We start from the raw sequence: 13562 nt of genomic DNA, 5'->3' as shown, positions 1-13562 counted from the left end.
TAAATACACTCCTCTTCCGATGATTTTTTGCTGCTAGGCGCAATGGTAGAGCCTATAGATAATAGGCGAGCTATTTGAGCAACGACGCATGCAAATTTATATCATAGGGGTATACAACTTAAACTGCTTCTACGCACATAGCAATCCCCAAACCTCCTCCTATGCAAAGTGTTGCTAATCCTTTTTTAGCGTTGACTCTTTTCATTTGATGGATCAAGCTTACAAAAATTCTTGCTCCACTTGCTCCTATAGGATGTCCTATTGCTATTGCTCCTCCATTCATATTTACTTTATCAATATCCCATTTCATACGTTCGTTGACATAAATAGCTTGTGCAGCAAAAGCTTCATTTGCTTCTATTACATCTAAATCTTCTACTCTCCATCCGGCTTTTGCTAAGGCCTTAAGAGAGGCTGGGACAGGAGCGGTCCCCATAATATTAGGATCTACTCCAGTGCTAGCATAAGATACTATTCGAGCAAGGGGATGTAAATTATATTTAGTTAATGCTTCTTCCGATACTACCATTACACAAGCCGCCCCATCATTAATAGAAGAAGAATTACCAGCGGTTACAGTGCCTCCTTTCTCGAAAACAGGCTTAAGTTGCGCTAACACGTCTAAGCTAGCATTAGCCCTAATACCTTCATCTTGATCAAACAGTAAGATGTCCTTCTTTACCTTAACCTCTACTGGCAATATCTCATCTTTAAAATATCCTTCTGTTCGTGCTCTACTTGCTTTTTGATGGGACTTTGCTGCATATTCATCTTGGATTTCTCTACTAATATTAAACTTCTTGGCTATATTTTCTGCAGTAATTCCCATTGAATTATTAGAAAAGGCATCTACTAAACCATCATACTGCATTAAATCAACCATCGTGATGTTTCCTAGCTTCTGTCCGGCTCTAATGTAAGCTCCGTGCAGCCCTAAGGACATATTCTCTTGACCTCCTGCTATAACAATCTCATTCTCCCCAGCCATAATAGAGCTAGTGGCCAAACAGACTGCTTTTAGGCCAGAACCACATACTTTATTAATCGTAAAACCTTTAACTTCTTGAGGTAAACCAGCCTGCAATAAGGCTTGTCTAGCAGGATTTTGCCCTGCCCCTGCAGTAATCACTTGCCCCATTATAACTTCATCAATAAGAAAAGGGTCTAATTTACTCTCTCCTACGATTGATCCTATCACTAGCGAACCGAGCTTAGCAGCTGAAATTTGCCCTAAACTTCCTAGTAAAGAACCTACAGCTGTTCGCCTGGCATACACTATGTAAGCTGCTTTATTATTCATTTTTTACTCCTATAGAAAATTATTCTAAATAGACTCCCTGCCCAAAAAAACAAGTACTAGATTCTTTTAATCTTCAGATGAATTGTTATATTCCCTTAGTAAGGCAGATAATTTATTATTAATTAAATAACTAATATGCCCTCCTTTTACTTTTATAAGTGTAGATTTTTTAAATAATTTATGCAAAGGTAAAATAGAAGAACCAGGCGCTATTTTATCATTATCTGCCACTATTTGATATACTGGCTTCGTTATTAACGATGGGTTCATAATAACATTATCAACTTGCCATTGTAGCTTCATGAACATATTATTACCTATTATTTCATCCATAATTTGCATATATGTTCCTTTTGGTAAAGCAGCACCAGATAATAACCAATTTTCTATTCTAAAAGTTAAATCTTTCTCTTTCAATGACTTTATAACAAAGAATTTATTAAGCTTTCCGCTAAACTGACCGGAGAACATTAGAAAAAAAAGAATTTGAATATATAGTTTCGGAATCATTGATAAATTTTGTACATCTGAACCTAAACCAAAATATTGATGTATATTACGAGATAAAGCAAAATGAGAAAAATCCCACGGGGTGGATAATAAAGTTAATGTTCTGATTGAATCTGGGAATATTATTGCAGCGGCAATAGCTAAATTACCTCCTATACAATGCCCTATTAAATCTATTATTTGGTTATTTTTTTTCCTTAGTGCTATAACCACCTCTACCACCCACTTGGCATAATCCTCTAATAAATAATTAGCTTTATTTAGCTCAAACCAGTCCACTAAAAAAACATTCCCGTATTGTCTTAAATTATCAATAAAACTTATTGAGTGGGATAAAAAAAGAATTTCCGGCGAGTTAAAAATTGAAGGAATAACTAAAAAGGTCTTATTGTTATTATTTTTAAGGCTTTTATAGGATAAAATTTGATAATATGGTGTTTTGGTTACTATTTGTGCTAGTTTTAAGTAATTGTTGCCTAGTGAATTTAGGGATGAATAATAATTATATTCATCAAAATATTGCTGGCATTGATCTTGTAACATATTTACCTTATATAGGAATCTATTCTTAAGCTGACCTAGTTACAAACACCTTGACAGAATTAAGGCAATAATATATAAGTGCAAAACTCTCATATTTTATATTTTATTTTTGTAATTATATATCAATTATATTGTAAAGAATTCGAGGATATTCTCAACCCTAAAAATTAAGAATTATTTAAGCTAATTAGCTGTCTTAAATTTTTTTTTTGCCTTAGGAAATATTGATATGGCTAGTTCGCGGTCAAGCTCATTTAAAGGTAAATTCAGAACTATATTTTGGCCTATTCATAATTATGAACTTGGAAAGTTTATACCGATGTGTGGGTTGATGTTTACTGTCCTATTTAATCAAAACATATTAAGAATTTTAAAAGATAGTATATTAATCTCAGAAATTAGCGCAGAAGTAGTTAGTTTTACTAAAGTCTACTGTGTTACCCCTGCTGCTGCTCTATTTGTGATAATATATGCTAAAATGCTTAATCATTTTAGTTTTGAAAAGATTTATTATTACTTAATAAGCTTTTTTGTTGGATTCTTTATTCTTTTTGCTTTTATCCTTTATCCTAACGTTCAAGTTTTCCATGTTAAAAGTGTTTTTTTAGAACAAGTAGCGTTAAATTATCCTCATTTTAAATGGTATATAGCTTTAATTAACAATTGGAGCTATGTCATTTTCTATACCTTAGCTGAGCTCTGGCCTAATATATTTTATGTCTTATTGTTTTGGCAGTTTGCAAATGAGCTTACTACTACTGAAGAAGCGAAGAGGTTTTATACTCTTTTTTCATTATTTGGCAATTCTTCTTTAATTTTTGTTGGCTTTTTAATGATGAACCTTTCATCTGAAAGTACTGTTGCTAAAAACTTTTTTAACATAGCAGATGATAAAACTCTTTTGGTAAAAATATCGATAAGCTTAGTGATACTTTCTGCAATTATATCATGTTTATTTGTAAAATTTATTACGAAAAATGTTTTTACTAACCCTACATTTTATGCCCCTGCTAAACGTGGTAGATCAACTAAGGAAAGTATGGGTTTAATTGAAAGCTTTAAATATATAACCAGATCTAAATATTTGTGGTTGATGTTAATTTGTTCTGCAGCGTTTGGTTTGTCTATGAATTTAGTAGAAGCTGTGTGGAAAGCAAAAATTAAGGAATTATACCCTACTGTTAATAGTTACGCTGAGTTCAATAGTCTTTATATACTTTGGACAGGAGTTGCTATTATGGTAATGACTATAGTTGGTAATAATATAATGCGCAGCCACAATTGGTTCGTTGCCGCAGTAATTTCCCCAATTATAATAATGGTTACTGGTATATTATTTTTTATTTTAATTGTATTCGAGAACCAAGTATTATCATTATTTGAGAGCACTATATTAATGACCCCTTTAGCGCTTGCAGTATCAGTCGGGGCTTTACAAAACATTCTGGCAAAAGGGACTAAATATTCTATTTGGGATACTTCAAGGGAAATGCTCTATATACCCCTGGATCCAGAATTAAAAACTAAAGGCAAGGCAGCGGTTGATGTAATTAGTTCTAAAGTTGGCAAATCCTCAAGTGGGTTAATACAATCAATCATTTTTACGTTAGTACCAACGGCAACTTTTCACTCCATTTCTTCGCTCTTAATGAGTATATTTACAGTTGTTTGTATTATATGGATTTATTCTGTAAGAAAAATATATTTTGAATATAAGAAAATTGTCTAATAATTTATAATTACCTCCTAACAGTTGAATTTCCACAACAATTTTAAACTGAGTTAATTTGGATACTTATTTTATTAAAAAAATAAGTATTAGTTAAGCTTTAGGTGTACTTCGCTAAGATTGCCTTGTCTAACATAATATCTTTAAAGTAGTATAAGGAGATAAACTAATGATAAGAGGAAATATGCTATCAAATATATCATCCTTAGCACCGTCTTCAAGCAATAATATATTAGATCTTTCTACTAAATCCTATCAATTTGGAGAGGTTTCACCTGAAAACCCCCTACATAATATGATTATTTTATCACTATTAGTGTTTAGTATATGTGTACTCACAATAATAGGTTGTGTAGTATTTTGGCGTTGCCCTTTAAATCAGGATAACCATCAAGAAGATTCAGGGGGGATAGAACTAGAAGTTGCCAATTTTCCTCATAACGGCCACCCTAACCCTATAGGGGGCTGTGAAGTATTACCGGTGGGTGAAGTCCCATTATAAAAGAGGGAAAGAAGTTTGAGTTATACCATTTCCGAAAACTTAATCATCTACGTTTCGCTCCTTACATACTAATATGTATACTCGGTGAACTTCGTATACCAACTCTTCAGTTACGAGCAGTATACGCTATTAGTTAAAGATAATTTCATCTTCCTCCCCTCCAGTTTTTAGGGCTAATCAAACGGCTTAACAATAACCATGATGACTGCTAATATCATGAAAACTGTTGGTACTTCATTAACGGTACGAAAAAACCTTTCTGTATGAAGATTTTTTCCATTAATAAAGTTTTTTCTCCACCTAGCCAGTAATCCATGGAAAACTGTAAGGCCTAGAACCGCTGTCATTTTTATATGAAACCATGTACCTAAAGCAACTATTCCATATATATAAGCGTTTGTTAGGCCTAGCATATAAGTGGTGATCATTGCGGGGTTCATAATGATCCTAAGTAATCTACTTTCCATTAGTTGAAAAGTTTTATCGCTCTCACTGCCTATCGTAGCTTTAGCATGATAAGCATATAATCTGGGTAAATATAATAACCCAACCATCCAACAAATCACTGAAATGACGTGGAAGGCCTTAAACCATAAGTAGTAACTAGCCATATTGTACCTAATTTTTATAATTACATAAACACATAGTAAAATGAGAAGGGCATAGTTTTTTATTAACTGAACTAACTATTAGATGATTTATATCTTTACTCCCCTCTTGTTTAACTAATCTTAATACCATTTTAGTTAAGCTATCAATAAATAATTTATTTATCCCAAGAGCGGGAACTCTTACATATTCAATTCCATATTTATTAGCAATATTAATATATTCAATATCTAATTCTACCAACGTTTCTACATGCTCTGAGACAAACGCTACTGGTACTATTATTAGAGATTTATTTTCTTTTCCTGCCTTCTCAATTTCATCTTCTGTGCTTGGTCCAAGCCACTTTACTGGACCAATTTTACTTTGATAAACTATTTTATAGTCTAAATCCTCTATATTAACCTGAAATAATATTTTTTCCACTGTTTTTTCAACTTGCCATTGATAAGGATCCCCTGATTTTATTATTTTCTCAGGAAGACTATGGGCTGAAAATAAAATACGATAATTTTCTTTATTTTTTAAGTTTTCTATTGCTTGCTTTATTATCGATGAATGCGCAGTAATAAACTCACTATCTATAGGATAACAACAAATAGTTTTTACTGGGATATGAGTAAGTTTATTTTTAGCTAGAGAAGACATAACATCTTCAACCGAAGATTTAGTGGTCGCAGTAGAAAATTGAGGATACAAAGGCAGTAATATAATTTCTGAAGGGTTATATTTCATTATATTCTTTATTACCTCCTTTGAGCCTGGAGAAGAATAGCGCATTGCTATGAAGACATCAAAGTCTTCATTTAAAATTTGTTTTAATTTTGCAGTAATAGCTAGTCTTTGCAGTTCTGTTTCTTGTAAAATTGGGGATTTTCCCCCTATTAAAGAATATAAGTGCTGTGATTTTTTTTCTCTAATAACTGAAATCAGTTTAGCAATGATAAACCTTAATGGATTAGGAAGATTAATAATAGCTTTATCGTAAAATAAATTGAATAAAAATTGTTTAACTTCTCTTAAACTGCTAGGCCCCCCTAGATTCAGAAGTACAATAGCTATCTTTCTTTTAATTATTTCAGTAGGCCCCTTTTGAGCCTCGCATCGAGCTGGTGATCTATAGTTCGAACCTAGACGAGGATTCTCAGTTGCCCCTAAGTGCCCCTTGGTTCTACCCAGCTCATCTCCTTTAGATTCCTTGCTTGATGCGAGGCTCAAAAAAGGTCTAGTAATTAAACTCTCTAACACAATTAACTAAAATCTCAACATTTTCAACTGGTGTATTGGGTAAAATTCCATGCCCAAGATTAAAAATAAAATTTCTTTCTGGGAAACTTGTAACTAGCTCTCTTACTTTTTTTTCAATAATTTCTTTATCAGTAAGTAATAGTAAAGGATCTAAATTTCCTTGCACTACTATTTTATTGCTCCAATTCTTCATTACGCTAATTGGTACAAATTGATCTACTCCTATAGCACTTATTCCAGTATTATTAATATAATTATCGTATAAAAACCCTGAGCCTCTAGGAAACCCTATAATAGGTAAAGTAGGAAACTTTTCTTTTAAAGTTTTGACAATTTCTTTAGTTGGTTGAATAATAAATTGTTCATATTCTTTTTCTCCAAGAATTCCTGCCCAGGAATCAAATAATTGGACTAAGTCGACCCCTGCTTCTACTTGGCCAATTAAATGAATAATAGTTTTTTTTGTAATAAAGTCTACAAGTTCTTGAGCTAATTTATTATTTTTATAAATAAAGTTTTTAGCTGTTTGAAAATTCTGTTTACCTCTCCCTTCTAGAAGATAAGTCATTACTGTCCAAGGGCTTCCTACAAAACCTATTAATGCTTTGTCAGGACTTAGCCTAGCTTTAACCTTTCTAATTATCTCATAGATTTTATTCAATTTTTCTTTATCTAATTCTTTAAAAATTTTAAAATCATCTTCATTTTGAAATTGCTGTAATATAGGTCCTTCTTCCTTGGCAAATTCTACCCTCCATCCTAAGGCATCAGGTAATATTAAAATATCAGAAAAAATTATAGCAGCGTCAGTGTTATATCTTTCTACTGGTTGTAATGTTACTTCTACTGCTTTTTCAACATCATAACATAACTCAAGAAAGTTGTTAACCGTATCCCTGGTCTTCCTATATTCTGGTAAATGTCTTCCTGCTTGTCGCATTAACCAAATAGGGGGCTTAACATTGCATTTTTCAAAAACTTGCAGTATTTGTTTCATATGTTCTTCTATAATTAATAATATTATAATATTATTTTAGGTAGTTGTAGAGCTGCGTAATATGTATATTAATTAAATATACACAAAATTATCTACATTTACATATCTTTTAAAAGCTTTATTATTTTAGCAATTAAAACTATTACTCACATAATTGCTAAAATTATTTTTAAGGTGGATAATTACTTATTATTTTTGTGTATAAAATGGGAAAACAAGAAGGATAAGCGGTTTCTCGTTATTTACACACAAAATTATCCACATAAACATATTATTATGTGGATTACCCCGTAGCTATGTTAGATATACTATATGCAGGGGAGTAATTAATTATTTATAATATATAAAAATTAACAATAGTAAAAAATTATCCACAAAAGTTATATATGTCATGAAAAAGTTAATTATTCATCTGGTTTCCGAATCGGCAATACAAACAGTCAAGCATGTAGCCAACACCGCCTTATTACAATTTAATAAAGTTGAGTCTAAATTGTACCATTGGCCATTAATAAGGAATAGGACCTTATTACGTGAGGTTTTAAATAAAATTAAAAGTAAGCCGGGGGTAGTATTATATGCTATTTCGAATCCTGAACTAAGAAAAGAGTTAAGTAAATTTTGTTATAGCTTAAAAATCCCTTGTATCTCTGTAGTAGGAAAAATAGTAAAAGAAATCTCGGTGTTCCTAGGGATAGAAATAGAAGGTAATTTGGGGTACGACCAAGAATTTGATGAAAGTTATTTTGATAAAATTCATGCTATTGATTACACTTTTCGACATGATGATGGGCAAATGGTTAATGAATTAGATGAGGCAGATATTATTTTAATAGGGCCTTCTAGAACTTCCAAAACCCCTACCTCGGTGTATTTAGCGTATAATGGTTTTAAGACAGCAAATGTCCCTTACATACATGGCTACCCATTTCTAGAACTTTTTGACAAAATAACTATCCCGTTGGTCGTAGGTTTAATTATTAATCCCATTAGACTTATTGAGATAAGAGAAACTCGGTTAAATTCATTGCAAGTAACTGAGGATACTAATTATACTAATTATCGAATAGTCCAAGAAGAATGTATGCAAGTAAGATTAATTTGTGAACAAAAAGGCTGGGCAGTAATTGATGTTACAAGAAGGTCTATAGAAGAAACCGCTGCCTTGATTATGAAAATTTACTATGATCAAAAAAAGAATAATTTCAAAAATTTAAGTCTTTAAACATTTCTATCTAATGCTAGATCTGGTCATTATTTTCGTTCTCGCACCCTCAGATGCCATTAGTATGCTGCGGTTCTACGAGAGAAAGTGCCTATAAAATTGACTCATTACATAGAAACCTCCACAGAACCTAGAAAAATCCATGGAATATATTAATAAAAAAATGTAGTGAAATATTTTGTAACATAATGTAACTTGCATGTTAATAATTAAGGAATTAGAATTGCTTAAAGTTTTTATAAATAGAATAGATGGAATTATGCAATTAACGATATTGAATCCAGTAAGTTGTTATGGAGTGGGAGTCCATTCCGGTAAAATTATTCAATTAACGTTAAAACCAGCAAGGAAAAATACAGGAGTTATTTTTATTAGAACTGATGTAAAACAAGAGCTTAATTCTATCCCAGTTAATTATCTAAATGTTTCAGATACAACTTTATCTACTACTATCCAAAATGAGCACAAGGTGTCTGTTTCTACTATAGAACATTTATTGGCCGCTCTCTGGGGATCTGGTATAGACAATTTGATAGTAGAAATTGATGGGCCTGAAGTACCAATAATGGATGGTAGCAGTAAGCCATTTATGTTTATGATAGAATATGCTGGCAAATTATTACAAAAAGCTCCAAAGAAATACTTGAAAATCTTGAAAGAGGTTCGAGTAAGTCATAAAGATTGTGAGCTAATATGTAGCCCTTCTGATAATATGATTGTTGACTTGACTATAGATTTTGCTAGTAAAGCTATTGGAAAACAAAATTTAGTATTTTCTGAAAAAGAATCTTTTAAAAATAATATTGCTGATGCTAGGACATTTGGTTTTATTCATGAACTTGAATATCTTAAAAGTAAAGGGCTAGCACGTGGTGCCTCACTTGATAATGCTGTAGGGATAGATAGAGATATTATAATGAACCATGAGGGATTAAGATATCAAGATGAATTTGTGCGCCATAAACTTCTTGATCTTTTTGGAGATTTATATACTACAGGAGCCCACATCATATCTAACATTCATGGTTATAAAACCAGCCATTCTTTAAATAATGAACTGTTACGACAAATATTTAGTGATAGCAGCTCCTATCAGTGGATTAGTGCTGCATAGCTTTCAAATAGACCTATATACTACTCGTCTTTCAAAAATTTTTTTATTTTTTATCATGGACTCACGTGCTTTAGTACGCTGCGCTCTCTCGCCATTTAAAATAAAATCCAATTCTTGAAGTTCACCGAGTATATATATTCTTAAAGTTGATTCTATTGTCTACCAACTCTACATTTATGAACAGTATAATTTAGAAAATATTTTTTCCAGCTCTGCTAACAAGTGAGCAAATAAAAATTTCTCAAACCCTTTACGGGGTATAATAATCATTCCCCAATTATGCTGCTGAATTATCTTCGAAAGAGGATTTTTACTGCCTGTACGTCCTGAGTTATTATCTGTATGTCCTGAATTATTAACTAAAAGCCGGACCAAATGTCTAATGCGTCTTTTGATTTTATTACGGGTAACTGCAGATTTGCTTAATTTTTTCCCTACTTTCATTCCAAAATAAAATATATTATTATACTCCTTTGATATGAATTTGCATGCGTCGTTGCTCAATGCTCGAGCATTATCTATAGGCTTCGCTCCATCGCGCCTAGCAGCAAAATCATCTGAGAGGAGTATATTTTGGTCTATTAATTTATGGTAGGAGATTTTTGAAAAATCCTTTGTGATAATAGCAATAAAATAAGGACAGTGAAATTTCTTCCCTGATTTATTAACTAAGTCAAATTCTTTTTGATTTTTTAAAGAGGTAATGAACAAATTTAATTACGCTGATAGTCTTTTTCTACCTTTAGCACGGCGCTTCCTTAGTATTTCTCTGCCGCCCACCGTTGCCATTCTGGCTCTAAAACCGTGTCTTCTTTTTCTCACTAAGTTGCTCGGCTGAAATGTACGCTTCATAAATTTACTCTTGCGGGTTGAAAAATTTTAATAAATAATAAAAATATATTTTTGATTTAATATTGACTATATATATTTTTGTACTTATTTAGCTAATTAACTGCGGTATTAAAATAATAAGTTTTCTTTATAGTTACATAGTAGTAAATTGTCAATTTAAATGTATATTCACTAATAGAACTCGAGTAAAATAATAATCAGAAAGACCCCGTTGTATTTTTAATATTTTTGTGATAGAAACTCTACTTCCAGCTTGGTTGTATTGACAAAATTTTTATATATACTACTCGTCTTTCAAGAATTGGATTTTATTTTATCATGGACTCACGTGCTCACGTACTGGCATGTACGCAGCAAACGCTCGCCATTTAAAATAAAATCCAATTCTTGAAGCACGAGCAATATATAGCTTGATTTATGCGTATTTTATCTAGCTTAGAGTTAGTATGTGAATAAAATAATAATTTTAAAGTAAATATTAAATCACAATGGCAAGACCGGATTTTACTAATTCAGTTGATATCATAGAAGAAATGGTTAGAGTAAACCATGCAGGAGAATATGGAGCGAAAAGGATTTACCAAGGACAATTAAATTATATTAAAAATCAAAGAGATTATATTACAATAAAACATATGTTAGAGCAGGAAGAATTACATCTTCAATATTTTGAGGCTCTTTTAATAAAGCAAGATATCCGACCTACTATCTTGCTACCATTTTGGCATATTACAGGTTATCTGCTAGGTAGTGTATCAGCTTTAATGGGGCTTAAAACAACTATGTTGCTAACGCAAGCGGTAGAAGAAGTTATTGAAAAGCATTACCAAACTCAGATAGATTACCTAGAAGATAATGATATTGCGCAGGATTTATTAGCTAATATCAAACAATTTCAATTAGAGGAAATAGAGCACAAAGATATAGCTTTAGAGCATGGAAATGAAGAAATTCTAGGGATTTCCTTAATAAAAAACGCTATAAAATCAATGTGTAAATTGGCTATTATCTTAAGTAAAAAGCTCTGATATATACCACCCGTCTTTCAAGAATTGTTTTTTTATTTTATCGTGAGCTCGCGTATAGCTAAATACCCCACGCTATACTTACATATACGCTGCGCGCATTCGCCATTCAAAATAAAATCTAACTTGAGAGATCACTCGAGTATAATATGTTACGTATAAAAATATAAGGGATTAAGCATTATGTCATATCAATATGTTTATGTTATGAATGGTTTAAGTAAAACTATTAATGGTAAACAAATTTTAAAAGAAACCCATTTATCATTCTTACCAGGAGCAAAAATTGGTGTAATAGGGCCAAATGGAGCAGGAAAATCTACTCTCGTGAAAATTATGGCTGGTATCGATAGAGAATATGATGGCGAAGCTTTTGTGGCAAGCGGTGTCAAAGTTGGTTATTTAGAGCAAGAACCTCATTTAGATACAGGTAAGAACGTATTTGAAAATATTATGGAAGGTTTAAAAGAGAAAAAGCTGTTAATTGATGAGTTTAATGCAATAAGTCATAAGTTTGCAGAAGAAATGTCGGACAATGAAATGAACGAACTCTTAGAAAAACAAGCGAATCTTCAAGAAAAAATAGATAGCTGTGACGCGTGGAGCTTAGAGCGAGAAATAGATATTGCTATGCTTGCTTTGAGATGTCCTGATAAAGATGCGGATGTGATGAAAATTTCTGGCGGTGAAAAGAGGAGAGTAGCTTTATGTAAACTTTTACTAGAAAAACCTGATATGTTATTATTGGATGAGCCTACTAACCACTTAGATGCTGAATCAGTATCTTGGCTTGAAAATTATTTAAAAAGTTATAAAGGTACAGTAGTAGTGATTACCCATGATCGGTATTTCTTAGATAATGTAACAGATTGGATATTAGAAGTTGATCGCGGTAGATGTGTTCCTTGGCATTCTAATTATACTGCTTGGCTTGAACAAAAACAGGCGAAATTAGAGCTTGAGGATAAAGAAGAAGACGTACGAAACCAACAATTAAAACGGGAGCTTGAATGGATACGCCAATCACCAAAAGCTAGGCAGACAAAAAGTAAAGCAAGAATTACTGCTTATCAAGAGTTGTTAACTAGGCAAAAGGAACAAAATACCGGAATCGCGCAAATTATTATACCTAATGGCCCCTCGCCTTGGAGATTTAGTGATCGAAGCTGAGCATATAGCTAAAAGATTTGGAGATAAAGTGCTGTTATCAGATTTTAGCTTTAAAATTCCTCCTGGTGCTATTGTAGGGATAATTGGGCCAAATGGGGCAGGAAAATCTACTTTATTTAATATTATTACCGGTAAAATATCGCCAGACCAGGGGGAAATCAAATTAGGGCAAACAGTTAAACTTGGATATGTTGATCAATCAAGAGATCATTTAGATGACAATAAAACTGTATGGGACGAGATTTCTGAAGGGCTTGAGGATTTACAGCTGGGGCCTAAATCAATGAAAAGTCGGGCTTATTGTGCAGCATTTAATTTTAGAGGGGGAGATCAGCAAAAAAAAGTAGGGCAACTTTCAGGTGGAGAACGTAATAGAGTACACATAGCTAAATTGCTAAAAGAAGGAGCGAATGTTATACTGCTTGACGAACCATCAAATGATCTTGATGTTGATACTTTAAGAGCTTTAGAAGATGCAATTTTAGATTTTGCTGGCTGTGTTTTAGTAATAAGCCATGATCGGTGGTTTTTAGATAGGATAGCCACACATATTATTTCCTATGATAAAGAGGGGAATGCTACTTGGTTTGAAGGAAATTATCAAGATTATCATGACTATATAGGGGCTTTAACAGGGGAGAATGTTAATACTCCTAAATATCGTCATAAGAGATTGGTTTAATTAAATAGCACACTAAATGAGAATAATACACTTCTAAGGCTACAGATGAAGTATTG

General features: G+C 32.4%; 11 protein-coding genes and 3 pseudogenes. 6 read left to right on the top strand and 8 right to left on the bottom strand.

Annotated elements, in window-relative coordinates; genetic code table 11:
- Positions 1–118: 118 nt before the first annotated feature.
- Both AAGD44_RS04905 and AAGD44_RS04900 read right to left on the bottom strand, forming a co-directional pair.
- Positions 119–1300: an acetyl-CoA C-acyltransferase gene (locus AAGD44_RS04905; RefSeq protein WP_341763635.1), complete on the bottom strand. Its 1182-nt coding sequence runs from the start codon at positions 1298–1300 to the stop codon at positions 119–121.
- Between the two features lie 66 nt (positions 1301–1366).
- Positions 1367–2353, bottom strand: a complete 987-nt coding sequence (locus AAGD44_RS04900; RefSeq protein WP_341763634.1) for an alpha/beta fold hydrolase — start codon at positions 2351–2353, stop codon at positions 1367–1369.
- A 229-nt stretch (positions 2354–2582) separates the two neighbouring features.
- Here AAGD44_RS04900 and AAGD44_RS04895 point away from each other — a divergent pair, with 229 nt between their 5' ends.
- Together AAGD44_RS04895 and AAGD44_RS04890 are read left to right on the top strand one after the other, a co-directional pair.
- Entirely contained in the window at positions 2583–4082 is a 1500-nt protein-coding gene (locus tag AAGD44_RS04895) for an Npt1/Npt2 family nucleotide transporter (protein ID WP_341763633.1), read from the top strand.
- A 184-nt stretch (positions 4083–4266) separates the two neighbouring features.
- On the top strand, positions 4267–4584 hold the full coding sequence (locus tag AAGD44_RS04890) for a hypothetical protein (protein WP_341763632.1): 318 nt from the start codon (positions 4267–4269) through the stop codon (positions 4582–4584).
- Between the two features lie 173 nt (positions 4585–4757).
- Here AAGD44_RS04890 and hemJ read toward each other — a convergent pair whose 3' ends face one another.
- The 3 genes from hemJ to hemE all read right to left on the bottom strand — a co-directional run bounded on the left by hemJ (position 4758) and on the right by hemE (position 7438).
- Positions 4758–5195, bottom strand: coding sequence for a protoporphyrinogen oxidase HemJ (gene hemJ / locus AAGD44_RS04885; RefSeq protein WP_341763631.1), 438 nt, complete (start codon positions 5193–5195; stop codon positions 4758–4760).
- A 7-nt stretch (positions 5196–5202) separates the two neighbouring features.
- The gene (gene hemH, locus AAGD44_RS04880) at positions 5203–6267 is read right to left on the bottom strand and encodes a ferrochelatase (protein ID WP_341764683.1); all 1065 of its coding nucleotides are present in this window, start codon (positions 6265–6267) and stop codon (positions 5203–5205) included.
- A gap of 151 nt (positions 6268–6418) precedes the next feature.
- Complete coding sequence (hemE, locus tag AAGD44_RS04875) at positions 6419–7438, bottom strand: uroporphyrinogen decarboxylase (protein ID WP_341763630.1); 1020 nt, start codon at positions 7436–7438, stop codon at positions 6419–6421.
- A 391-nt stretch (positions 7439–7829) separates the two neighbouring features.
- On the opposite strand from hemE, the gene AAGD44_RS04870 reads away from it, so the two are divergent.
- Positions 7830–8663, top strand: a complete 834-nt coding sequence (locus AAGD44_RS04870) for a pyruvate, water dikinase regulatory protein (protein WP_341763629.1) — start codon at positions 7830–7832, stop codon at positions 8661–8663.
- 256 nt (positions 8664–8919) lie between these two features.
- Positions 8920–9777, top strand: a complete 858-nt coding sequence (gene lpxC, locus AAGD44_RS04865) for a UDP-3-O-acyl-N-acetylglucosamine deacetylase (RefSeq protein ID WP_341764682.1) — start codon at positions 8920–8922, stop codon at positions 9775–9777.
- Between the two features lie 174 nt (positions 9778–9951).
- On the opposite strand, the pseudogene AAGD44_RS07835 reads toward lpxC, so the two are convergent.
- The 3 genes and pseudogenes from AAGD44_RS07835 to rpmH form a co-directional block, all read right to left on the bottom strand.
- Positions 9952–10191 (bottom strand): annotated as a pseudogene (locus AAGD44_RS07835) (ribonuclease P protein component); the annotation flags it as partial.
- A pseudogene (locus AAGD44_RS07830) lies at positions 10192–10488 on the bottom strand (hypothetical protein); the annotation flags it as partial. It lies immediately after the preceding pseudogene.
- Between the two features lie 6 nt (positions 10489–10494).
- Positions 10495–10629 (bottom strand): 50S ribosomal protein L34, encoded by a 135-nt coding sequence (gene rpmH / locus AAGD44_RS04855; RefSeq protein ID WP_341763627.1) that lies wholly within the window; start codon positions 10627–10629, stop codon positions 10495–10497.
- Between the two features lie 488 nt (positions 10630–11117).
- Here rpmH and AAGD44_RS04850 point away from each other — a divergent pair, with 488 nt between their 5' ends.
- Together AAGD44_RS04850 and ettA are read left to right on the top strand one after the other, a co-directional pair.
- Positions 11118–11657 carry a demethoxyubiquinone hydroxylase family protein gene (locus tag AAGD44_RS04850; RefSeq protein ID WP_341763626.1) on the top strand — a complete coding sequence of 180 codons (540 nt, stop codon included), beginning with the start codon at positions 11118–11120 and terminating at the stop codon, positions 11655–11657.
- Between the two features lie 180 nt (positions 11658–11837).
- Positions 11838–13506: pseudogene (gene ettA / locus AAGD44_RS04845) on the top strand (energy-dependent translational throttle protein EttA).
- The last annotated feature ends 56 nt before the right edge of the window (positions 13507–13562 follow it).

The sequence above is a fragment of the Candidatus Tisiphia endosymbiont of Beris chalybata genome (assembly GCF_964026555.1).
In the GTDB taxonomy this organism is placed as follows: Bacteria; Pseudomonadota; Alphaproteobacteria; order Rickettsiales; family Rickettsiaceae; genus Tisiphia.
Note: the sequence above shows the minus strand (reverse complement) of the source record. Positions and strands in the feature narration are given on the sequence as shown.

Bases quoted from the DNA above. Each gene is read 5' to 3' on its own strand.
- AAGD44_RS04905 (WP_341763635.1), bottom strand. From the start codon at position 1,300: ATGAATAATAAAGCAGCTTACATAGTGTATGCCAGGCGAACAGCTGTA.
- AAGD44_RS04900 (WP_341763634.1), bottom strand. From the start codon at position 2,353: ATGTTACAAGATCAATGCCAGCAATATTTTGATGAATATAATTATTAT.
- AAGD44_RS04895 (WP_341763633.1), top strand. From the start codon at position 2,583: ATGGCTAGTTCGCGGTCAAGCTCATTTAAAGGTAAATTCAGAACTATA.
- AAGD44_RS04890 (WP_341763632.1), top strand. From the start codon at position 4,267: ATGCTATCAAATATATCATCCTTAGCACCGTCTTCAAGCAATAATATA.
- hemJ (WP_341763631.1), bottom strand. From the start codon at position 5,195: ATGGCTAGTTACTACTTATGGTTTAAGGCCTTCCACGTCATTTCAGTG.
- hemE (WP_341763630.1), bottom strand. From the start codon at position 7,438: ATGAAACAAATACTGCAAGTTTTTGAAAAATGCAATGTTAAGCCCCCT.
- AAGD44_RS04870 (WP_341763629.1), top strand. From the start codon at position 7,830: ATGAAAAAGTTAATTATTCATCTGGTTTCCGAATCGGCAATACAAACA.
- rpmH (WP_341763627.1), bottom strand. From the start codon at position 10,629: ATGAAGCGTACATTTCAGCCGAGCAACTTAGTGAGAAAAAGAAGACAC.
- AAGD44_RS04850 (WP_341763626.1), top strand. From the start codon at position 11,118: ATGGCAAGACCGGATTTTACTAATTCAGTTGATATCATAGAAGAAATG.